Origin of the sequence: Cobetia amphilecti (assembly GCF_020217465.1) — a bacterium.
Classification (GTDB): domain Bacteria; phylum Pseudomonadota; class Gammaproteobacteria; order Pseudomonadales; family Halomonadaceae; genus Cobetia; species Cobetia amphilecti.
In genome coordinates this window covers 3,649,863-3,672,572 of sequence record NZ_CP084115.1, presented here as the reverse complement: position 1 = coordinate 3,672,572, position 22,710 = coordinate 3,649,863, and the positions used below count along the sequence as shown (strand labels likewise).

The 22,710-nt window shown below is 63.0% G+C and carries 17 protein-coding genes and 3 tRNA genes; 14 read left to right on the top strand and 6 right to left on the bottom strand.

The annotated features are described in order from the left end of the window. Nucleotides 1-28 precede the first annotated feature (28 nt). Nucleotides 29-880, top strand: coding sequence for a 3-deoxy-8-phosphooctulonate synthase (gene kdsA, locus LCW13_RS15300; protein WP_153636589.1), 852 nt, complete (start codon nucleotides 29-31; stop codon nucleotides 878-880). A gap of 102 nt (nucleotides 881-982) precedes the next feature. After that, the gene (gene eno, locus LCW13_RS15295) at nucleotides 983-2,272 is read left to right on the top strand and encodes a phosphopyruvate hydratase (protein WP_043332946.1); all 1,290 of its coding nucleotides are present in this window, start codon (nucleotides 983-985) and stop codon (nucleotides 2,270-2,272) included. Nucleotides 2,273-3,534: 1,262 nt separating this feature from the next. Here eno and fdxA read toward each other — a convergent pair. Next, nucleotides 3,535-3,858: a ferredoxin FdxA gene (fdxA, locus tag LCW13_RS15290; protein ID WP_043333067.1), complete on the bottom strand. Its 324-nt coding sequence runs from the start codon at nucleotides 3,856-3,858 to the stop codon at nucleotides 3,535-3,537. Between the two features lie 279 nt (nucleotides 3,859-4,137). Continuing rightward, nucleotides 4,138-6,717 (bottom strand): DNA mismatch repair protein MutS, encoded by a 2,580-nt coding sequence (gene mutS, locus LCW13_RS15285; RefSeq protein WP_153636588.1) that lies wholly within the window; start codon nucleotides 6,715-6,717, stop codon nucleotides 4,138-4,140. 166 nt (nucleotides 6,718-6,883) lie between these two features. Between mutS and LCW13_RS15280 the strand changes: the two genes are divergently transcribed. The 9 genes from LCW13_RS15280 (at nucleotide 6,884) to LCW13_RS15240 (ending at nucleotide 15,101) form a co-directional block, all read left to right on the top strand. Beyond that, nucleotides 6,884-7,420 carry a CinA family protein gene (locus tag LCW13_RS15280; protein WP_404813635.1) on the top strand — a complete coding sequence of 179 codons (537 nt, stop codon included), beginning with the start codon at nucleotides 6,884-6,886 and terminating at the stop codon, nucleotides 7,418-7,420. A gap of 215 nt (nucleotides 7,421-7,635) precedes the next feature. Next, nucleotides 7,636-8,703, top strand: a complete 1,068-nt coding sequence (gene recA / locus LCW13_RS15275; protein WP_043332943.1) for a recombinase RecA — start codon at nucleotides 7,636-7,638, stop codon at nucleotides 8,701-8,703. 172 nt (nucleotides 8,704-8,875) lie between these two features. Further along, nucleotides 8,876-9,520: a regulatory protein RecX gene (locus LCW13_RS15270; RefSeq protein ID WP_378080276.1), complete on the top strand. Its 645-nt coding sequence runs from the start codon at nucleotides 8,876-8,878 to the stop codon at nucleotides 9,518-9,520. Between the two features lie 242 nt (nucleotides 9,521-9,762). Continuing rightward, entirely contained in the window at nucleotides 9,763-12,366 is a 2,604-nt protein-coding gene (alaS, locus tag LCW13_RS15265) for an alanine--tRNA ligase (RefSeq protein WP_153636586.1), read from the top strand. A 109-nt stretch (nucleotides 12,367-12,475) separates the two neighbouring features. After that, complete coding sequence (locus LCW13_RS15260) at nucleotides 12,476-13,723, top strand: aspartate kinase (protein ID WP_225347333.1); 1,248 nt, start codon at nucleotides 12,476-12,478, stop codon at nucleotides 13,721-13,723. Between the two features lie 358 nt (nucleotides 13,724-14,081). Next, nucleotides 14,082-14,273 (top strand): carbon storage regulator CsrA, encoded by a 192-nt coding sequence (gene csrA, locus LCW13_RS15255; protein ID WP_043332937.1) that lies wholly within the window; start codon nucleotides 14,082-14,084, stop codon nucleotides 14,271-14,273. Nucleotides 14,274-14,736: 463 nt separating this feature from the next. Then, nucleotides 14,737-14,829, top strand: a tRNA-Ser gene (locus LCW13_RS15250). A 22-nt stretch (nucleotides 14,830-14,851) separates the two neighbouring features. After that, nucleotides 14,852-14,928: transfer RNA gene (locus LCW13_RS15245), tRNA-Arg, on the top strand. Nucleotides 14,929-15,024: 96 nt separating this feature from the next. Beyond that, nucleotides 15,025-15,101 (top strand) — tRNA-Arg (locus LCW13_RS15240). 307 nt (nucleotides 15,102-15,408) lie between these two features. Here LCW13_RS15240 and LCW13_RS15235 read toward each other — a convergent pair. Beyond that, nucleotides 15,409-16,485, bottom strand: coding sequence for a tRNA dihydrouridine synthase (locus LCW13_RS15235; RefSeq protein WP_225348180.1), 1,077 nt, complete (start codon nucleotides 16,483-16,485; stop codon nucleotides 15,409-15,411). 256 nt (nucleotides 16,486-16,741) lie between these two features. Between LCW13_RS15235 and LCW13_RS15230 the strand changes: the two genes are divergently transcribed. The 3 genes from LCW13_RS15230 to LCW13_RS15220 all read left to right on the top strand — a co-directional run bounded on the left by LCW13_RS15230 (nucleotide 16,742) and on the right by LCW13_RS15220 (nucleotide 20,439). Beyond that, nucleotides 16,742-17,008 (top strand): OadG family protein, encoded by a 267-nt coding sequence (locus LCW13_RS15230; RefSeq protein ID WP_225347332.1) that lies wholly within the window; start codon nucleotides 16,742-16,744, stop codon nucleotides 17,006-17,008. Nucleotides 17,009-17,213: 205 nt separating this feature from the next. Continuing rightward, nucleotides 17,214-19,049: a sodium-extruding oxaloacetate decarboxylase subunit alpha gene (gene oadA, locus LCW13_RS15225; RefSeq protein WP_225347331.1), complete on the top strand. Its 1,836-nt coding sequence runs from the start codon at nucleotides 17,214-17,216 to the stop codon at nucleotides 19,047-19,049. Between the two features lie 70 nt (nucleotides 19,050-19,119). Continuing rightward, nucleotides 19,120-20,439, top strand: coding sequence for a sodium ion-translocating decarboxylase subunit beta (locus LCW13_RS15220; RefSeq protein WP_192839147.1), 1,320 nt, complete (start codon nucleotides 19,120-19,122; stop codon nucleotides 20,437-20,439). Between the two features lie 85 nt (nucleotides 20,440-20,524). Here LCW13_RS15220 and LCW13_RS15215 read toward each other — a convergent pair whose 3' ends face one another. Genes LCW13_RS15215 through LCW13_RS15205 form a run of 3 tightly spaced genes read right to left on the bottom strand, consistent with a single transcriptional unit; the run spans nucleotide 20,525 to nucleotide 22,679 of the window. Then, nucleotides 20,525-21,640, bottom strand: a complete 1,116-nt coding sequence (locus LCW13_RS15215) for a metal-dependent hydrolase (protein ID WP_225347330.1) — start codon at nucleotides 21,638-21,640, stop codon at nucleotides 20,525-20,527. Between the two features lie 50 nt (nucleotides 21,641-21,690). Further along, nucleotides 21,691-22,275, bottom strand: a complete 585-nt coding sequence (locus tag LCW13_RS15210) for a DNA-3-methyladenine glycosylase I (RefSeq protein WP_225347329.1) — start codon at nucleotides 22,273-22,275, stop codon at nucleotides 21,691-21,693. Then, nucleotides 22,275-22,679: a DoxX family protein gene (locus LCW13_RS15205; RefSeq protein ID WP_043332928.1), complete on the bottom strand. Its 405-nt coding sequence runs from the start codon at nucleotides 22,677-22,679 to the stop codon at nucleotides 22,275-22,277. Before LCW13_RS15205 ends, LCW13_RS15210 begins: the two co-directional genes overlap by 1 nt. Nucleotides 22,680-22,710: the final 31 nt, after the last annotated feature.

Here is a 22,710-nt window from a genome sequence, read left to right as displayed (position 1 = left end):
GGACAACGATTTGATGGACGGTGCAGAGATGAGCAACGAACAACGCATGATCGAATTTGCGGGTCTGCAAGTCGCCAACGATCGTCCGATGACGCTTTTCGGTGGCATGAACGTGCTCGAATCGCGGGAGCTGGCGCTGGAAGTCGCCGAGCAGTATGTCGAAGTGACGACACGCCTGGGCATGCCGTACGTCTTCAAGGCCAGCTTCGACAAGGCCAATCGCAGCTCCATGCACTCCTACCGTGGTCCCGGGATGGAGAAGGGGCTCGAGATTCTGGCCGAGATCAAGTCGCGCTTCGGTGTGCCGATCATCACGGACGTGCATGAGCCGCATCAGGCGGCAGCCGTGGCGGAAGTGGCCGATGTCATCCAGCTGCCGGCCTTCCTGGCGCGGCAGACGGACCTGGTCGTGGCCATGGCGCGCACCGGCGCCGTCATCAACGTCAAGAAGCCGCAGTTCCTCGCGCCGCACGAGATGCGCCATGTCGTCGCCAAGTGCGGTGAAGCGGGCAATGACCGGATTCTGCTGTGCGAGCGTGGCTCCAGCTTCGGTTACAACAACCTGGTGGTCGACATGCTCGGCATGGCCGAGATGAAGGATAGCGGCCTGCCGGTATTGTTCGATGTCACCCACTCGCTGCAGCGCCCGGGCGGGCGAGCCGATTCCGCTGGCGGGCGTCGTGAGCAGGTCTTCGATCTGGCACGCTCCGGTGTCGCATTGGGGCTGGCGGGTCTGTTCCTCGAAGCGCATCCGGACCCGGACAACGCCAAGTGTGACGGCCCCTGCGCCTTGCCGCTGGATCAGCTCGAACCCTTCCTGCGCCAGCTGCAATCGCTGGATGCACTGGTCAAGGGCTTCGCGCCGCTGGACATTCGTTGAGCAGGACTACTGGCCGTTCACCCCTGTGTGAGCGGCCTTTTTGCACTATGGGCAAGATGCCCGTCGTGGTGTTTCAATCCCCCGTGTAGAGGACGACACAAGATGGCCAATATCGTCGAAATCCGCGCCCTTGAGGTGCTCGATTCCCGTGGTAACCCGACCGTACAGGCCGAGGTCGTGCTGGAGGGTGGCCAACGCGCCAGTGCCTGCGCTCCTTCCGGTGCCTCCACCGGTTCGCGTGAAGCGCTGGAATTGCGTGATGGCGACAAGAGCCGTTATCTGGGCAAGGGCGTGCTGAAGGCAGTCGAAGCCGTCAATGGCGCGATCCGCGAGCGCCTCGTGGGCATGGATGCACTCGACCAGCGCGCGCTGGACGATGCCATGCTGGCGCTGGACGGTACCGAGAACAAGGAATCGCTGGGTGCCAACGCGATTCTTGCCGTCTCTCTGGCGGCTGCCAAGGCGGCAGCGCAGGCCAAGGGCATCGAGCTCTACGCTCACATCGCTGAGCTTTACGGCCAGCCAGGCCAGTACTCCATGCCGGTGCCGATGATGAACATCATCAACGGCGGTGAACATGCCGACAACAATGTCGACATCCAGGAGTTCATGGTCCAGCCGGTCGGCGCGCCGACCTTCCGTGAAGCACTGCGCACCGGCGCCGAGATCTTCCACGCGCTGAAGAAGGTGCTGCAGGGTCGCGAGCTGAGCACCTCCGTGGGTGATGAAGGTGGCTTTGCACCGAACCTGGCGTCCAACTCCGAAGCACTGGCCGTCATCAAGCAGGCCGTCAGCGATGCAGGCTACACCCTGGGCACCGATGTGACCCTGGCGCTGGATTGCGCGTCTTCCGAGTTCTACAAGGACGGTCAGTACAACCTGTCCGGCGAAGGCAAGAGCTTCGACGCACGTGGTTTCGTCGACTATCTGGCCGGCCTGGCCGCGGAATATCCGATCGTCTCCATCGAAGACGGCATGGATGAGTCCGACTGGGAAGGCTGGAAGATGCTGACCGACGAGTTGGGCGACAAGGTGCAGCTGGTCGGCGACGATCTGTTCGTCACCAATACGCGCATCCTGAGCCGTGGTATCGATGAAGGCATCGGCAACTCCATCCTGATCAAGTTCAACCAGATCGGCTCACTGTCCGAGACCCTGGATGCGATCAAGATGGCGCAGGCCGCCGGCTTCACCGCGGTCATCTCCCACCGCAGTGGCGAGACCGAAGACACCACCATCGCCGACCTCGCCGTCGGTACCTGTGCTGGCCAGATCAAGACCGGCTCTCTGTGCCGCTCTGACCGTGTCGCCAAGTACAACCGTCTGCTGGTGATCGAGCAGCAGCTGGGTGACGTGGCTTACAACGGCCTGAAAGAGATCAAGGGTCAGTAATCGCCTGTGATGTGAGGGCTCAGCGCCCAGCATCGCAGAGGTAACTTGCAACGGGGTCGTGCCTTCTGGCACGGCCCCGTTGTGCATTGCAGGCGATGATTGAGTGCGTTTGAGGGGGATGCAGGAAACAGGCCGTTTTCAGGCACTGATTTCGTGTAAGCCATCTCTTACAAATCCCGCAGGACAATCGAGACACTGGCTGCGAGTCGCCTGCGGACATGAACGTATGTTCTTCAATATCTATTTGATTTTATTGATGATATTTTCTTTGACGGCCTGTTCAGATATAGCGGGTTAAGCGGTTTGGCTAGTTGCCTCGCCGGCGAATGCTGCCCAGAATGGCTGCATGGACGTGAGGGTGCGGCGGGACACCGCAGTCTCGGCAGGATGCCAACGGGATGATCAGAAAAGACTTGATGGCGAGACAGGACGTTTCGCCCCGCTGAGCAGGACGCTCGGCGGAAAAGGACCTGACATGGACGTCGGTAGCAGAGAGCTGCATATCTTCGCTTGAAGGAGTCAGGCGAGAAATGCTAGGGAAGCAAGGATAGCGGGCATGACACCGGAGTGTGTCAGGATCAGGATGATCCGTCGGCGATGGGAAGCGCCACACAGGCAGGAAGCACGATAACGACACGGAGTGTCGAAGAGCCCCAGGCTCTGATATGCAGTCAGGAAGCTTGCCCTTCACAGGAAGTGACGGATGACGGGACATCATCCGCGTCAGGAATGATGGGGCAGAAAGCGGCAGCATCAAGTGGCAGGAAGCCACGACAAGGATGGTCGGACAAGGAATGTCGTGAGGCTGTCAGCTGCACAGGCAGGGAGCGGTACAGGCAGGACGCCGGGCAATGCATGGGCAGGACAGCAGGACAGGCAAATATCTGCACTAACGGGCATTGCGGTGGGACAGCTGCGCGAGCAGTGCTGCAATGCCCGCCACGCGTGACGGTGCGCCCCGAATGACAGGATGTCGTGAAGGGCAGGGACAGCACTCAGGAGTGCGATCCAGGATGGATCGACAGGGACACGCTTGGAGCGGGCGACCTTACGGGGTCGCCCTTTTTTATGCCCGGATGTCAGGGGGCTGAGCTCCTGACATGAGCTTGAGTCTCCGACTTCAGGCACCGACTTCAAGCATCAGAGACAGAAACGGCAGCGGCTCCCGAGGGAATCGCTGCCGTTTCTGTCGTGAGACCCGGGCTTGCCCGGTCAGGGCGGGCAAGCCGCTTGCCACGTGAGATGCGGGTTGCTTGAGGGGCTTACTGCTCCAGATACTCAAGCTTGCCATCGACACCATCCCACTTCTCGGCGTCTTCCATGGCGTCCTTCTTCTCGCTGATGTTCGGCCAGACTTCGGCCAGATCGGCATTCAGCTCGATGAATTCCTTCTGGTTCTCCGGCACTTCATCTTCGGAGAAGATGGCTTCGGCGGGGCATTCCGGCTCACACAGCGCGCAGTCAATGCACTCATCCGGGTTGATCACCAGGAAGTTCGGGCCTTCGTAGAAGCAATCCACCGGGCAGACTTCCACGCAGTCGGTGTATTTGCAGCGAATGCAGTTCTCGGTGACGATGAATGCCATGCAGGTCTCCTGACGCGGATTGGCGTCTCTCTCGTAGGTCGTGGTCCAGGCGCCCACCATGTGTCATCTCGGCGACATCATGGTCTTCAGGTTATAAGCGGCGCAGATGTTATAAGGCGTTATTCTAGTGGCGCTCTGCCGCCCCCGCAATCAGCAGGGGCGGATCGTTTTGGAATGGTGCTATGCCCGAAGGTTGCTGTCGAGCCTTGCCGCGCATTCTCGGGCCTTGCCACTCATTCTCGGGCCGGGCACGCCAACGCTGGCTCGGTGTGACGGCGCTCAGCGCTGACGGTGCCATTCGTAGATCAGCTCCAGCGCTCGCTTGGGGCTCAGATCATCCGGGTCTAGGCCATTGAGGGCCTCGACAACCGGATGCGGCGGTGCCGCGAACAGGTCATTCTGCTGCGGTACCGGCTGGCCCAGCGCATCCTCGCGCGCCACCTGCGGACGATCGACTTCCTGCTGCTCCAGGCTGGTCAGCTTCTCGCGCGCGCGCAGGATGACGCTCTGCGGCACCCCGGCCAGCTGGGCCACCTGCAGGCCATAGCTCTGGCTGGCAGGGCCTTCCTCGACACGGTGCATGAAGACGATGCCATCGCCGTGCTCAGCGGCCGTCAGGTGCACGTTGGCGACGGCATCGGCATGCTCGGGCAGCGCCGTCATCTCGAAGTAATGGGTCGCGAACAGGGTGAAGGCACGCGTGCGCGCCAGATGCTCGGCGCTGGCCCATGCCAGTGACAGGCCATCGAAGGTCGAGGTGCCGCGGCCGATTTCATCCATCAACACCAGGCTCTCATCAGTGGCGTTATGCAGGATGCTGGCGGTCTCGGTCATCTCGACCATGAAGGTCGAGCGGCCGCCGGCCAGGTCATCCGAGGAGCCGATGCGCGTGAAGATGCGGTCCAGCGGGCCGATGCAGGCGCGCGACGCCGGCACGAAGCTGCCGGTATGCGCGAGCAGAGCGATCAGTGCCGTCTGGCGCATGTAGGTGGATTTACCGCCCATGTTGGGGCCGGTGATCACCAGCATGCGCCGCGCATCATCGAAGCGCACATCGTTGGGAACGAAGGGATGATCGCTGACATGCTCGACCACCGGGTGGCGTCCGCCTTCGATATCGATGCCCGGGGTCTCGCTGAGTTCGGGGCGCACGAAATCGAGCGAGGCAGCGCGATCGGCGAAGGCGGTCAGCACATCCAGTGACGCCAGTGCGCGGGCCGTCTGCTGCAGGCCATCCAGTTCGGTATTCAGGTCATCCAGCAGGTGCTCGTACAGCAGCTTCTCGCGCGCCAGTGACTTGGACTTGGCAGACAGCGCCTTGTCCTCGAACTCCTTGAGCTCGGGGATGATGAAGCGCTCGGCATTCTTGAGGGTCTGGCGACGGATGTATTCCGGCGGGGCCTCGGCCGATTGCGAGCGCGGCAGCTCGATGAAGTAGCCATGCACGCGGTTGTAGCCGACCTTGAGGTTGCTCAGGCCGGTGCGCTCGCGCTCGCGGGTCTCGAGTGCGACCAGATACTGGCCGGCGTTCTCGGACAGGCCGCGATACTCGTCCAGCTCATCGTCGTAGCCATCGGCGATCACGCCACCATCGCGCAGCACCACCGGCGGATTCTCGACCAGCGCCTCGCTGAGCATCGCGGAAAGTGCCGGGAACAGGCGGATGGCATCGCGCAGGTCATCGATGGCGCTGCCTTTTTCGACGCTGGCGAGCACGGCGCGCAGCTCGGGCAGAGTGTTGAGGCCATCGCGCAGGCGTGCCATGTCACGGGGGCGTGCGCTGCGCAGCGCGACACGGGCGAGGATACGCTCCACATCGCCGATGCGCTTGAGCAGGCCTTGCAGCTCGAAGGGGTAGTCGCCATCCAGCAGACGTTGCACCGCCGCCTGACGCTGGCCGATCTGGAGCTGATCGCGCAGCGGGCGGTTGAGCCAGCGCTTGAGCAGGCGTGAACCCATCGCGGTCGCGGTGACGTCCAGCACGCTGGCCAGCGTGTTGTCGCTGGTGCCGCCCAGGTTGGTGTCGATCTCGAGGTTGCGACGGCTGGCGGCATCGATCACCACCGAGTCATCGCGGCTCTCGACGGCCAGCGCGGTCACGTGGGGCAGGCCGGTACGCTGGGTGTCGCGAGCGTAGTCGAGCAGGGCACCGGCTGCCGTGACGGCGCGCGTCAGGTGGCTGCAGCCGAAGCCGTTGAGGTCCTGGACGCCGAACTGATCGCACAGCAGGCGCAAGGCAGTCTCGTGATCGAAGTGCCAATCGCTCTGGCGGGTCAGGCCCGGGCGCGAGGCCAGGCTGGCGGGGAGGGTACGGCTTTCGCCGACCATGACTTCGGCAGGCGACAGACGCTGGATCTCGGCCAGCAGCTCGTCATCACCATTGACCTCGAGCACGCTGAAGCGACCGGAGGAGAGCTCGAGAGCGGCCAGGCCCCAGGTCTCGCCATCACGATGCAGCGCCACCAGCAGGTTGTCGCGGCTGGCATCCAGCAGCGCCTCATCATGCAGCGTTCCCGGGGTGACGATACGTACCACCTTGCGCTCGACAGGCCCCTTGCTGGTCGCCGGGTCACCGATCTGCTCACAGATGGCTACCGATTCGCCCATCTTGACCAGGCGTGCCAGATAGCCTTCGGCGCTGTGGTAGGGCACCCCTGCCATGGGGATCGGGGAACCGCCGGAGCTGCCGCGCGCCGTCAGCGTGATATCGAGCAGTTGTGCTGCGCGCTTGGCGTCCTCATGAAACAGTTCATAGAAGTCGCCCATGCGATAGAACAGCAGCACGCCGGGGTGCTCGCGTTTGATCTTCATGTACTGCGTCATCATCGGCGTCATCTGGGGCGCGCTGTTCTTGGCCATGGCCATGGACTTCCTTGACTGCACTGCAATGGGAAAAAGCACACATGCGAGAGCACGGCATGCGGGATGCGCGATATTCTACGGACTGGCGCGGCCGGCTCCAATGCCTGTGATGTCTCATGCTCGCTGCCCTTTTCACCCGATGACCTCCACAAGGAGAAAGTTCGTGAGCCGATTGACTGGTACGACCCCCGAGGCTGCGTGCGCGAATGCCCTGGCTGAGCAGTTGCAGGCGTTGGCAGTCGCGCGCGGCGTGCGCATCACCACCGCCGAGTCGTGCACCGGGGGCGGGGTGAGTGCGGCGATCACGGCGATTGCCGGTAGCTCCAGCTATTTCGATGCGGGCTACGTGACCTATTCCAATGCCACCAAGCAGCGCCTGCTGGGGGTCAGTGAGACATCGCTTGAAACATTCGGTGCCGTCTCAGAGGCGGTCGTGTGCGAGATGGTGCGGGGCGCCTGTCGCGAAAGTGGCGCTGAGCTGGGGGTGGCGATCAGCGGTGTGGCCGGCCCCGGCGGGGGAAGTGACGAGAAGCCCGTCGGCACCGTATGGCTGGCGTGGGGGAGCGAGGCGCGCCAGCAGGCACGCTGCTGTCACTTTCCCGGCGACCGGCAGGCCGTGCGCGACGCCGCGGTGCGGGAGGCATTGCAGGGCTTGATCGAGCGCGTGGAGGCCTTGCAGATCGGCACCGAAGACGCATGAGCCCGATGCAAGCCCCGCGTTGAGGGTGCTGCCTGAAAAAGCGCATCACCGGACTGGCAGAGTGACGCAACTTGCGGCATTATACTGTCCATGTATACAGGGTTTTGCCACGACACCTCAGCCGCTAGTCTGACGGTGTCTGCTCAGCTCTCAGTGATAGAATTCTCTATTCCAGGTGGCAGCCCGTGTGGCTCCGCCGTTCGACAGGAGGCCACATGGCAAAGGACGACAATCGTACCAAGGCGCTGAACGCGGCGCTGTCCCAGATCGAGCGCCAGTTCGGCAAGGGCGCCGTCATGCGCATGGGCGATGCCCCGCGTGTGGCCATCCCGTCGGTTTCCACCGGTTCTCTGGGGCTGGATATCGCACTCGGCATCGGCGGCCTGCCCTTCGGGCGCGTGGTCGAGATCTATGGCCCGGAATCCTCGGGCAAGACGACACTGACCCTCTCGGTCATCGCCCAGGCGCAGAAGCAGGGCAAGGTCTGTGCCTTCATCGATGCCGAGCACGCACTGGATCCGTCCTACGCCGAGAAGCTGGGCGTCAATCTGGACGAGATGCTGGTCTCCCAGCCGGACACCGGTGAGCAGGCGCTCGAGATCGTCGACATGCTGGTACGCTCCGGCGGCGTTGACGTCATCATCGTCGACTCCGTGGCGGCACTGACGCCGCGTGCCGAGATCGAAGGCGAGATGGGCGACTCCCACGTCGGCCTGCAGGCGCGTCTGATGTCCCAGGCGCTGCGCAAGGTGACCGGTCACATCAAGAACGCCAACTGCATGGTGGTGTTCATCAACCAGATCCGCATGAAGATCGGCGTGATGTTCGGTAGCCCCGAAACCACGACTGGCGGTAACGCACTGAAGTTCTACTCCAGTGTGCGTCTGGATATCCGTCGCACCGGTTCCGTGAAGTCCGGTGATGAAGTCACCGGTAACGAGACCCGCGTCAAGGTCGTCAAGAACAAGGTCGCGCCGCCGTTCCGTCAGGCCGAGTTCCAGATTCTCTACGGCAAGGGCATCTATCACGCCGGTGAGGTGATCGATCTGGGCGTGCAGTGTGGTCTGGTCGGCAAGTCAGGCGCCTGGTACAGCTATCAGGGCAGCAAGATCGGTCAGGGCAAGGCCAATTCCGCCCAGTACCTGGAAGACAATCCCGCCATCATGGAGGAGATTGAAACCCAGATCCGTGCCCAGTTGCTGGCAGCGCCGGAAGCCAAGGAAGAGCCGAAAGAGACCGCGGCCGCCGAGAGTGAAGACGACCTGGATATCGATCTCGACTGAGGTTCGTCCAGAAGAAAGAGCAAGAGCGCCAGCCGCCAGGCTGGCGTCATCGCACCGTGTCGTTTCCGACCCGGTGAGATGACCCCAAGGCGCCCGCCCCGATGACTCGGAGGCGGGCGCCTTGCGTTCACGTCCATCGATGTCCTTCTGCTCAACCCCGGGGAGCATGACCATGCACGATGACAGCGCTGAAATGGGTGGGCCTGAGTATCAACCGCTCGACTCAGGCGCGATGACGCCGCAACGGCGTGCGCGCAATGATGCCATCGCGCGTCTGGCGCGCCGCGAACATAGCCGCCGCGAGCTGCACGACTATCTCAAGGAGCGTGACTACCTGCGGGCGGTCAGCGATGACGAGTTGGCAGAGCGGCAAGCCGCTGGCGAGGAGGGCGCACAGGCGGCCTTGAGTCGCGATGAGGTCGAGCTGCTGATCGAGGAGGTGCTGGAGCGCATGGCCGAGGAGGGCCTGCAATCCGATGAGCGCTTTGCCGCCAGCTTCCTGCGGACGCGAGTGCTGCGCGGGCAGGGGCCGAGGCGTATCCAGCAGGAGCTGCGCCAGCGTGGTATCGATAGCGAGACGCTCAATGCCGTGATGCGTGCCGCCAGTGACCCGACGCCGGATGCCTTCGGTCATGTCGAGGCGGTGGATTTCTTCGAGCTGGCGCGCGAGACGCTGGCCAGGCGCTTCTCCGGCCCCGGCGAGGGGCACAAGGAGCGCGCACGGCGCGAGCGCTTTCTGCTCCAGCGCGGCTTCGACTATGAGCAGCTGCGCTATGCCATGGAGTCCGCCTGGAGTGATGAGGGGGAGGAAGGCTAGCTGGCGGGCGACTGTTTGGCTCTCATGACGCGCAAACCGGCGCTTCAGGACATTTCCCCCCCTTTAGCTTGCGCGAACAGGCGTTATACTAGGTCGTCTTGCGACGGCACGGGGCAGGCGCCTTCTTTCATGCTTTTCATTGCACCTCCATGCATACCCACATGGATGAATATGCAGAAACCATGCGGAAGTCATGCAGAAGACCCCCGGAGCGTCTTTACGCACATCGCTACGGAACCTCTATGAAAAGCGCAGAAATCAGAAACGCCTTCCTGACCTATTTCGAGAAGCAGGGCCATACCATCGTTCCCACCAGCTCCCTGGTGCCGAACAACGACCCGACCCTGCTGTTCACCAACGCCGGCATGGTGCCCTTCAAGGATGTCTTCCTGGGCCGTGATCCGCGTGGCTACAGCCGTGCGACCTCTGCGCAGCGCTGCGTGCGCGCCGGTGGCAAGCACAATGACCTGGACAACGTCGGCTATACCGCCCGTCACCACACCTTCTTCGAGATGCTGGGCAACTTCAGCTTCGGCGACTACTTCAAGCGCGAAGCCATCCAGTTTGCCTGGAAGTTTCTGACCGAAGAACTCGGCCTGCCGAAGGAGAAGCTGTGGGTCACCGTGCACGTCAGCGATGATGAAGCCCGTGACATCTGGTTCAACGAGGTCGGCATCGATCAGAACCGCTTCTCGCGTCTCGACGAGGACAACTTCTGGCAGATGGGCGACACCGGCCCGTGCGGCCCGTCCTCCGAGATCTTCTATGACCACGGCGAAGATGTCGCCGGTGGCCCGCCGGGCAGCCCGGACGAGGATGGCGATCGCTACATCGAGATCTGGAACCTGGTCTTCATGCAGTTCGACCGTGACGCCGAGGGCACGCTGCACCCGCTGCCCAAGCCGTCCATCGATACCGGCATGGGCCTGGAGCGTGTCGCGGCCGTGATGCAGGGCGTGCACTCCAACTACGAGATCGATCTGTTCCAGAATCTGCTGGCCGCCGCGGCCGAGATCATCGGTCACGACAACATCGCCACGCCGTCACTGCGCGTGGTGGCTGACCACATCCGCTCGTGTGCCTTCCTGATCGCCGATGGCGTGCTGCCCTCCAACGAAGGCCGTGGCTACGTGCTGCGTCGCATCATCCGTCGCGCCGTGCGTCACGGTCACAAGCTGGGGGCGCGTGGCAGCTTCTTCTACAAGCTGGTCGCGGCTCTCGACAGCGAGATGGGCGATGCCTATCCGGAACTGCGCGCCGCACGCGAGCAGATCGAACGTGTGCTGCTCAAGGAAGAAGAGCAGTTCGCGCGTACGCTGGAACATGGCATGAAGCTTCTGGAAGAAGCCATCGCTGACCTCGAGGGCAATACCCTCGACGGCGAGACCATCTTCAAGCTCTACGACACCTACGGCTTCCCCTATGACCTGACCGCCGACATCTGCCGCGAGCGCGAGCTGATCCTTGATGAGGCAGGTTTCCAGGCGGCCCTGGAAGCACAGCGTGATCGCGCCCGTGCGGCCAGCAACTTCGGCGGTGACTACTCCGCCAACCTGGTGCTGGAAGGCGAGACCGTCTTCACCGGTTACGACCAGCTGGAAGGGGAAGCCACCGTCACCTCGCTGTTCGACGCCGAAGGCAATGCCGTCGAGCAGCTCGAGGTGGACACCAAGGGCATCGTGGTGCTCGATACCACCCCGTTCTACGGCGAGTCAGGCGGCCAGGCCGGTGACACCGGTTATCTGCATCTGGATGGCGGCCGCTTCCAGGTCAGCGATACCCAGAAGCAGACCGGCCATCACCTGCACCACGGTGTGCTGATCGAAGGCGCTCTCAAGGTCGGTGACAAGGTGCGTCCGCAGGTCGATGCCGAGCTGCGCGCGGCTTCCGTTCGCAACCACTCCGCCACGCACCTGCTGCACGAAGCGCTGCGTCTGGTGCTGGGTGAGCACGTTCAGCAGAAGGGCTCGCTGGTCACGGCCGAGCGTCTGCGCTTCGACTTCAGCCACTTTGAGGCGATGACGGCCGAGCAGCTGTCCGAGGTCGAGCGCATCGTCAACGCGCAGATCCTGGCCAACGCCGAGACCACCATCGAGTTCATGAGCCTCGATGAGGCCAAGGCGCGCGGCGCAGCGGCACTCTTCGATGCCAAGTATGGTGAGGAAGTCCGCGTGCTGACCATCGGTCAGGATGCCTTCTCCATCGAGCTGTGCGGCGGGACTCACGTCAAGCGCAGCGGCGACATCGGCCAGATGCACATTCTCGCCGAGACCGGCATCGCGTCCGGCGTGCGTCGTATCGAGGCCATCACCGGTCGCGCCGCACGTGACTTCCTGCTCGCGCAGGAAGCGACTCTGGCTCGCCTCGGTGAGCGCCTCAAGGCCAAGCCGGAGCAGGTCGAGGAGCGTGTCGGCAGCCTGCTGGAGCGCAACCGCGGCCTCGAGAAGGAGCTTGAGCGCCTCAAGGCCAAGCTGGCGTCCGCTTCGGCCAGCGACATGCTCAGCGACATCGCGAATGTCCAGGGCATCAAGGTGCTGGCCAAGCAGGTCGAAGGCGTCTCCGGCAAGGAGCTGCGCGGCCTGATGGATGACCTCAAGTCCAAGCTCGGCTCCGGCATCCTGGTGCTCGGCGTCGCGGACGGTGACAAGGTCAGCCTGATCGCCGGTGTCACCGACGACCTGACCTCGCGCGTCAAGGCGGGGGATCTGGTGCGCCACGTGGCCGAGCAGGTCGGTGGCAAGGGTGGCGGTCGTGCTGACATGGCCCAGGCCGGTGGCAGTGACGCCGCCTCGCTTCCGGGCGCACTGGCCGGTGTGCCATCATGGGTAGACGCCCAGCTGGGCTGACAGTACAAGATGAAGGCCGGGCTCCTCTTGGGGAGACCCGGCCTCTTTTTGGGCTCACATGAGCTTCATGTGGGGACAACGCAAACGGACACGGATAACGGAAACGCACATGGCGCTATACGTTCAGAAGTTCGGAGGCACTTCGGTCGGCTCGGTGGAGCGGATCAAGGCCGTCGCCGAGAAGGTCAAGCGATTCCGCGATGAAGGCCATCAGATTGTCGTGGTCGTCTCTGCCATGAGTGGCGAGACCAACCGACTGATCGGTCTCGCCAGCGAGATCAATGATGACCCGACACCGCGCGAGATGGACATGCTGGTCTCCACTGGCGAGCAGGTCACCATTTCCCTGCTGGCCATGGCGCTGCAGAAGATCGGCGTCGACGCGACCTCCTACACAGGGGCGCAGGTGGGAATCCGCACCGATAGCGCGCACACCAAGGCGCGTATCCAGCACATCGATACCGATGACCTGCGTGAAGACCTCGACGATGGCAAGGTGGTCGTGGTGGCAGGCTTCCAGGGTGTCGATGAAGAGGGCAACATCACGACGCTGGGTCGTGGTGGCTCTGACACCACCGGTGTCGCGCTGGCTGCCGCACTGAAGGCGGATGAGTGCCAGATCTATACCGATGTCGATGGTGTCTATACCACTGACCCGCGCGTGTGCTCCAAGGCACGTCGTCTGGAAACGGTGACCGTCGAGGAAATGCTGGAAATGGCGAGCCTGGGCTCCAAGATCCTGCAGATCCGTTCGGTGGAATTCGCCGGCAAGTACAATGTTCCCCTGCGTGTGCTGTCTTCCTTCGAGGATGGCCCGGGTACCCTGATCGTCGCTGAGGAAGAAGACAACATGGAAGAACCGCTGATCTCCGGCATCGCCTTCAATGTCAACGAAGCCAAGCTGACTCTGCTCAACACGCCGGATATCCCGGGTGTCGCTTCCAAGATTCTGGGCCCGATCGCCGATTCCAACATCGAAATCGACATGATCGTCCAGAACGTCTCTCCGGACGGCAATACCACTGACTTCTCCTTCACCGTCGCCAAGACCGACTTCAAGGCGACCCAGCGCATCCTGACCGAGACGGTGATTCCGTCCGTCGGTGGTGGTGAGATGCGCGGTGATGACAACATCGCCAAGGTCTCGCTGGTCGGTGTCGGCATGCGTTCTCACGCCGGTGTCGCCTCCAAGATGTTCCGCGTACTGGCGGAAGAAGGCATCAATATCCGCATGGTCTCCACTTCAGAGATCAAGATTTCCGTCCTGATCGACGAGAAATTCATGGAGCTGGCGGTTCGCTCCCTGCACACCGCTTTCGGCCTGGATGCAGAAGCGGTCAGCGACGAGACTGCCTGAGTCTCACCACGGAGCGTGCAGCAAGGAAGTCGTAAAGACACCGACAATCAATGACTTGCCCAAGTCGTGAAGCGTCGGTGCCCAGGCCGCGGATATTGGTCTGGCAGACGTGCGGCACGTGAAGTCGATAGCGCCCGATGCATTTTCTGTCATTCTTCTGAATGTCAGTCTGTGCATCGGGCGCTTTCATTCAACGTGTCTATCGGGTGTGATGAAGGTATGGCATTGGCCGTCGGAGCATGCATAGCGCATAATTCGAGCTTCATGCATCAGGGTGGTCGACTTGTCCCGGTCGATCGCCGCCTCCACATCCCGTTGAAGTCCCAGCTGTTTTGAATTTCTGACAAGGAGATCAGTCATGCTCATCCTGACCCGTAGAGTGGGTGAAACTCTGATGATCGGAGACGACATCACTGTCACCGTTCTCGGAGTGAAAGGTAATCAGGTGCGTATCGGTGTGAACGCGCCCAAGGACGTTGCCGTCCATCGAGAAGAGATCTATCAGCGCATCCAGCGTGAGAAAGAAGACAATGGCGACGCCATCGCCTGACGGCATGCTGCGCCTGCACGTCGCACGACCCTGCACGACCCGATGAACGCCAGCCATTGTCCCCATGGCTGGCGTTCGCGTGTGTGGGCCTGGCGCAGGCGAGGGCGGTCCGCCTAGCTCATGAACAACGGCGTACTTACCTCCATGAGCAGCGGCTCATGCGGGGTGATGAGAGGGTGGCTTGTTCAAGTCTGTGTTCCGTAAGGGAAAAATTTGGCTTTTTTCTCAAAAAGGGGGAGACAAGCCGATTCTGGTTCGGTAATATGCCCGCTCCCTCGAACGAGACGCGACGACAGGCTAGCCATCGTCATGTTCTGGTTCATGCGGGGAGATTGCTTGGGGGCGCGCAGCCTCGAGCCTGTTGTCGAGTGGTGATGAGATGTTCAGCATCGAAGCCAAAAAATCGACACAGGGGCTGGACAAAGCCCAATCAAATGAGTAAGATATGCGCCGTACCTGATGAGGAGAGGTGGCCGAGTGGCTGAAGGCGCTCCCCTGCTAAGGGAGTATAGGGTTTATAGCCCTATCGAGGGTTCGAATCCCTCTCTCTCCGCCATTAGGTACAAATGCAGTAAGATGCGCCCTTAGCTCAGCTGGATAGAGTACCTGACTACGAATCAGGCGGTCGGAGGTTCGAATCCTCCAGGGCGCGCCACTGCAACGCAAGACATGAAGTTGGAAAGACGCAGTACTCGCACGATAAAGTCCTGAAGTCATTTGAAATGCTCAGGCCACAGATTTCAAGGTTTATGCGCCCTTAGCTCAGCTGGATAGAGTACCTGACTACGAATCAGGCGGTCGGAGGTTCGAATCCTCCAGGGCGCGCCAATTGAAAAACCCGCTTCACTGAAGCGGGTTTTTCTTCGTCTGAAGAAAAGTCAGGCAATGAAAGAAGCCAGGCTATTGAGCCAGGCTATGAGGCAAGATCAGCGCCGAGTGATCGCCGCCTGCACGGCCCCGATCCCCACATTGCTGATGACCTGAGTGTTCTACCGCTTTCCTTGACTGTGATGTCACGCCTTCGGGCGGACGATCGCCAGGGCGCCCTTTTCGCGAGGGGCGCCCTTTTTTTGGTTCACTGATCGGGGCAGCGAACGGATCGGGTGTTGGTCGGTGCTGATGTTCAGGTTCAGGCTCAGGCCGGGGTGGTCGCGGCTTCCGTTTCCGATGCCTGGGGCGATTCTGATGCCTGAGGCGATTCCGATGTCTGAGTCGGTTCCGGCATGCGAGTCACCGACGTCAGAAGGCTTGGCGCCAGCTCCAGCGCAGTGCCGGCCACCAGGCCGGTGAAGAACTCGGCGCGCCCCTTGTGGCGCTTGATGGCCTGGAAACGGCTTTCGGCTTCCGCGTTGCCGCTCTGGCGCATCATGTTCATCCACTGCTTGAGCAGCGGCACCATCACCTTGTCGGGGAGGTGGGCGCAGCGCTCAGCATGGGAGAGCAGCACCTGCGCACGCTGTGTCCAGTCCGTCTCGGGCAGCAGCTCGCCGGTCGCTTGCCAATGCTTGATGCGCGCCGCCAGGAAGGGGTCGGCCAGGGCGGCCCGCCCCAGCATGACATCGCGACAGCCGGACAGGGAGCGCGCCCGCCAGTAGCAGTGCATATCCCAGATATCGCCATTGGCGACCACCGGAATGGAGAGCTCGGAGGTGATCTTGCCGATCCATTCCCAGTGCGCCGGTGGGCGATAGCCTTCCTGTTTGGTTCGCCCATGCACCACCAGCTGGGTCGCACCGCCTGCCTCTGCCGCCTGAGCGCAGGCCAGCGCCAGGCGCCGATCATTGAAGCCGAGACGAATCTTGGCGGTGACCGGTACGCCCGTCCCCTCGAGTGCCTTGCGCACGCCTTCCACCGCGCGGAAGACGCGTTCCGGCGAGCGTAGCAGTGCCGCGCCACCATCATGTCGGTTGACGGTCTTGGCTGGGCAGCCGAAATTGATATCGACGCTTGGCGCACCCAGACGCGCGGCGACGCGGGCATTGATGCCCAGTGCCTCGGGGTCGGCTCCCAGCAGCTGCAGGGCGACCGGGGTCCCGTGTCGTGTACGGGTCGTCTGTGTCGGGGAGGCGTCGAGCAGCTCCGGACAGATGCGCTTGAAGACGCGCGGCGGTAACTTGACGTGGGTCACGCGCACGAATTCCGTCACGCACCAGTCGTAGCCGCCAAGGCCGGTGAGACATTCGCGCGTGATGTCATCTATCACGCCTTCCATCGGCGCGATGCCGATGCGGCCGGCCCGCGCGAGGGCCTGTGGGGTCAACGATGGTGTCATTGCAATTGCCGTGGAATCAGGCACTTTAGAGCGACCAACAAGCATTGAATGCAGCTGCATGGGCATACCGACAGAGGCTATCGGCGGCGGAGCCTATCCGTCGTGCCGTGTCCGGCGTGACCGAAGACATTGGCGTTCAGCGCAGGCGCTGCGCCGTAGTGCGGCTCGATAACGAGAAAGACTCGAGGACACTGGCATGCAAGAGAATGATCTGCTCGGTGAAGGCTTGAACCTGATGGTGTTCGGGATGGGGTTCGTGTTCGTGTTTCTAAGTCTGCTGGTGGTCGCCATGATGGCGATGGCCAGGCTGGTGGATCGCTTCGCGCCTGCACCAGTGCCCGCTGCGCCAGGTGCTGCGCGGGGACCGGCTGCCCCGGCTCCTGCGGCAGAGGACGACAGCGAACTGACGGCCGTCATGGCCGCGGCGATTCACCGCTTCCGGCAGGACCAGCACAAGCACTGACGCTTTCGCAGCTTCGCCTATAGCGTCTGGGCTCTGCCGAGCGTCTGACCACTGCCGAGAATAGCAGGCGGCGATTCTATCACGAGCAGTACGGTGGGTAGACCTCCCCCCGAGTGCAATATTCTGTGTTGCAGGCCGACGCAACAGGCTGCCTGCAGCGCGCGCAGAACTCGATATCCACAATATAAAGAACAAGGGATCACTCATGGACAAGCAACCGCTGGGCATCACGGATGTGGTACTGCGCGACGCGCATCAGTCACTGTTGGCCACGCGCATGCGCCTCGATGACATGCTGCCGATCGCCGCCAAGCTGGACGACATCGGCTTCTGGTCGCTGGAGAGCTGGGGCGGCGCGACCTTCGACGCCTGTATTCGCTACCTGGGTGAAGACCCCTGGGCGCGCATTCGTGCCTTGAAGGAAGCGATGCCCAAGACCCAACAGCAGATGCTGCTGCGCGCCCAGAACCTGCTCGGCTATCGTCATTACGCCGATGATGTGGTGGATACCTTCGTCAAGCGTGCCGCGACCAGCGGTGTCGATGTCTTCCGTGTCTTCGATGCCATGAATGACCCGCGCAACCTCGAGCGTCCGCTCAAGGCGGTACTGGATCAGGGCAAGCATGCCCAGGGCACCATCTCCTACACCGTGAGCCCCGTGCACACCCTGGAGATGTGGGTCGAGCTGGCACAGAAGATCGAGTCCATGGGGGCCCAGTCACTGGCGATCAAGGACATGGCAGGCCTGCTGACGCCGTACACCGCCTTTGAACTGGTCTCGCGCCTCAAGGCGAGCCTGTCGATCCCGATCCACATGCAGTGCCACGCCACCACCGGGCTTTCCACCGCCACGGCCCTCAAGGCCATCGAGGCGGGCATCGACAACGTCGACACCTCCATCTCTTCCATGTCGATGACCTACGGCCATAGCCCGACGGAATCCGTGGTCGCGATGCTGGCGGGAACCGAGCGCGATACCGGGCTCGATCTCGAGAAACTCGAGGATATCGCCGGCTATTTCCGCGAAGTGCGCAAGAAATACGCGGCTTTCGAAGGCAGCCTGCGCGGTATCGACTCGCGCATCCTGGTCGCGCAGGTGCCGGGTGGCATGCTCACCAACATGGAAAGCCAGCTCAAGGAGCAGGGCGCCGGTGACAAGCTGGATGACGTGCTCGCCGAGATTCCGCGTGTGCGCAAGGACCTGGGCTATATCCCGCTGGTGACCCCGACCTCACAGATCGTCGGCACCCAGTCGGTGATGAACGTGATGATGGGTGAGCGCTACAAGTCGATCTCCAAGGAAGTGCAGGCGCTGCTCAAGGGTGAATATGGTGCGGCACCGGCGCCCTTCGACAGCGAGCTTCAGTCCCGCGTGCTGGAAGGCGGCGAGCCGATCACCTGCCGCCCGGCCGACAACCTGACGCCGGAGATGGAGCGTCTGCGTGAGGAGCTCAAGGGCAAGGCCAGTGAAGAGGGCATCACGCTGGAAGGCGGCGAGCGCGAGACCGATGACGTGCTGACCTACGCGCTGTTCCCGCAGATCGGCCTCAAGTTCCTGCGCAATCGTGGCAACCCGGATGCCTTCGAGCCCGCCCCGCAGGCTGTCGATGACAAGGCGTCCAAGTCTGCAAGTGCGCCGGACGCCGCAGCGCCGGCCGTCAGTACTCAAACCGCGTCGAGCGGTCCGCAGACCTACACCCTGAACGTCAACGGCAAGCAGTATGTGGTCGAGGTCGCCGAAGGCGGAGACATCACCCAGGTGCAGGCCAGCGCGCCAGCGGCGCCTGCTCCGGCAGCCGCAGCGGCGGCACCTGCCGCACAGGCCGCCTCCGGTGAGCCGGTGAGTGCGCCGCTGGCGGGCAACATCTTCAAGGTCAATGTCAGTGTCGGTGACAGCGTGGCCGAAGGGGATGTGGTCATCATCCTCGAGGCGATGAAGATGGAGACCGAGATCCGTGCCCACCAGGCCGGTACCGTCTCCGCGGTGAAGGTCAAGGAAGGCGACAGTGTCAGTGTCGGCGACGTTCTGATCACCCTCTGAGCCGGTGTGTCCGGCCCGTCGTCATGCACGGCGGGCCGGTCGGTGATGCTCCTCTGCAAGGCGACACGACATGGACAAGATACTCAACCTCTGGCACGGCTCGGGGCTCTACAACATGAGCTTCGGCCAGCTGGCGATGATCGTCATCGGCCTTGGCCTGCTTTATCTGGCGATCCGCAAGAACTTCGAACCCCTGCTGCTGGTGCCGATCGGCTTCGGCGGCATTCTGGCCAACATCCCGGAAGCCGGGCTGGCGCTGTCTGCCGCCGAGCAGGCGGCCCATCTCGGCAAGCCGGAGCTGCTGGCTTCGATGGCCAATCTGCTCAACGTCAACATCGCCAGCCTGCCGCTGGATGAGGCGCGCCACGCGGTGGAGCAGGCGCTGCATGGCGAGATTCCCGCCGCGCTCAAGCAGCAGGCCAGCAACATGGCGCTGGATGGCGGCTTCTCCAACGGCATGCTCTACAGCTTCTACAGCGTGGCGATCGCCTCCGGCATCGCGCCGCTGGTGATCTTCATGGGCGTGGGCGCGATGACGGACTTCGGCCCGCTGCTGGCCAATCCCAAGACCCTGTTCCTCGGTGCGGCGGCGCAGTTCGGCATCTTCGCGACCCTGCTGGGCGCGGTGGCGTTGACCTCGATGGGCCTGATGGACTTCAGCCTGCAGCAGTCGGCGGCCATCGGCATCATCGGCGGTGCGGACGGCCCGACCTCCATCTACGTCGCCAGCCTGCTGGCGCCGGAGCTGCTGGGCGCGATCGCCGTGGCGTCCTACTCCTACATGGCTCTGGTGCCGATGATCCAGCCGCCGATCATGCGCGCGCTGACCACCGCCAAGGAACGCAGCCTGGTCATGACCCAGCTGCGCCCGGTGTCCAAGACCGAGAAGATCCTCTTCCCGCTGGTGCTGTTGATCATGGTGGCGATGCTGCTGCCGGACGCCGCACCGCTGCTGGGCATGTTCTGCTTCGGTAACCTGATGCGCGAGTGTGGCGTGGTGGAGCGTCTGTCGGATACCGCCCAGAACGCACTGATCAACATCACCACCATCTTCCTGGGGCTGTCGGTGGGCTCCAAGCTGCAGGCCGACAAGTTCCTGGCGGTGGAGACGCTGGGCATTCTGGCCCTCGGCGTGGTCGCCTTCGGTATCGGCACGGCCTGCGGGGTACTGATGGCCAAGCTGATGAACAAGGTCTCCAAGACACCGATCAATCCGCTGATCGGGTCGGCCGGTGTCTCGGCGGTGCCGATGGCGGCACGTGTTTCCAACAAGGTCGGGCTCGAGTACAACCCGCACAACTTCCTGCTGATGCATGCCATGGGGCCGAACGTGGCCGGCGTGATCGGCTCGGCGGTTGCCGCGGGGGTGATGATCAAGTACCTCGGCTGATCGTCACCACAGCACTGATACGACAACGCCCGCCATGGCTACCATGGCGGGCGTTGTCGTATCTCGGGCCTTCATCAGCGGCGCTTTATCTTGTCTCGGCCGAGGGATTTGAGGGCGTGGCAGAGACGGTGCGCTGATTCGGCTGCATGCGCGTCTGCGGGTCGTGGACGGCCTGCCAGAGGCTTAGCAGGGCGGCGCGATCGACAGGCTGGCTGGGCAGGCGCTGGCTGTCCTCGAGCCCTTGCCATTCCCCTTGGGCGTTCTGGCGTGCGAGGGCAAAGCGGAAGGGGTGATAGCCGGGTGAGCCCAGGCGTGTATCGGTCACTGCCAGCAGCGTCTCGCCTTCCGGGGTCCGCTCGCGGCTCGCGCGCAGATAGGGCGCCGCGAACCAGCGCAGACGCTGGCCGTCCTCCAGCTTCGCGACCTCGACATCCAGCGTCGGATGGCGCGGAAAATCACGGCGTGCGAGAGACGCCAGCTGCGCGTCGGAGTCGAACACGCTGACCATCCATTCGTGATCCGCCTGCGGCGTGGTTGCGCTGACACGCCACAGCAGGCTGTTGAAGGGAGTCGGCTGCACCATGCGCGGGGCGTCGGCGAAGCCCTGGCTGGCCAGCAGCGGCGCCACGCGATGTTCGACCCAGCTCTTGGCGGCCAGCCCCCAGCCCAGATAGAGGCTCGAGAGCATGAGGCCCGCGGTCAGAAGGCGCCCGGCGCGACCACGAATCGCCACCCACAGGCCGGTGATCAGCAGCGGCAGGGTGTAGAGCGGGTCGATGATGAAGACGCTGGCCAGACTGATGGGACGGCTGGGCCACGGCCACAGCAGCTGGGTGCCGTAGGTGGTAAAGCTGTCCAGCAGCGGGTGGGTGACCAGGCACAGCACGCAGTAGGCGATCAGCCGCCCACGGCCGAGACTCGCCAGCCTTGGCAGGCGCGCCAGCAGCCAGCCGAGCGCGATGCCCAAAAGCGCCAATACCGGCAGGGAATGGCTGAAGCCGCGGTGATGGGTGTAATTGGCGACCGCGTCACCGTAGTCGATCATCACGTCGAGGTCGGGCAGGGTGCCGAGCGCCGCGCCGCCGAGCAGCGCATAGCGGATGGCCGCGCCGCGTTTCGGGCCGGGCAGGCGGCGAATGGCCGGCGCCATGACGGCGCCGCCAACGACGGCTCCGAGGCAGATCTGGGTAAGGGAGTCCATGCGTGGGCTACCTGTGAGGAAGAAGAGAGCGGGAGGCGTGGGAGCAGGCGTCAGTCATCTGCACGGATCGCCGCCAGGGCGCCCGGCTCGGCCCAACGCGGGCCGGCATCCAGCACGCGTGCCTGCACCGGACAATCATCACGATGACAGCCGGGCAGATAGCCGCAGCTCATCAGCAGCTCGTTGACGATCTCGGGGCCGGTGAAGCGGAAGGTCTTCTTGAACAGCTTGACCCAGGCTGACAGCGGTTGTGGATGGTGGGCATCCAGCCAGGCACTGAAGCTGCCGTGGGAGTCCTTGAGCTGCATCACCACGCCTGCGTTGTGGATCACGGCATTGATCTTGAGCCGGTTGCGAATGATGCCGGCATTGCTGAGCAGGCGCGCGCGATCCTCGTCCCCGTAGGCGGCGATGCGCGCGATATCGTAATCCTCGAAGGCCTCGCGGAAGGCCGCGCGCTTCTTGAGTACCGTCAGCCAGGAGAGGCCGGCCTGATTGATCTCCAGCACGAAGCGTTCGAACAGCACCCGGTCATCGCTGACCGGAAAGCCGTATTCATGATCATGATATGGGCCATGAATCGGGTGCTGAGGAGCATTCTCGCAATAGGTGCTGGCGGTGACGACGTCGGCCATCAGTCCTCCTGTACCGCGAAGCGGCCGCTGCCGAGAAAGACGATGGCCAGGGCGCTGGCGAGGAAGAAGCCTTGCAGCTCCAGCGCCCAGCCGCCGGAGGGCGACAGGCTCAACAGCTGGCCCATGTGCGCCACGGCAAAGGCGAACAGCATGTTGGCGACCACGATCAGTCCGGCGATGCGCGAGTGCACGCCGAGCACCAGCATGATGGGCGCGATGATCTCGCCGATGTAGACGCCATAGGCCACCACGCCCGGGATGCCCAGATTCTCGAGCTCGCCGGCGATCCAGCTCAGCGTGCCGCCATCGCCGAGCAATTTCGAGAGGCCATGAAACAGCAACAGCAGGCCCAGCATCAGGCGCAGTATCAGCTTGCCGAGGTCGTCATTTTCGAGAAATTGCACGGTAGAGCTCCTTGCTCAGCGGTCATCGGGC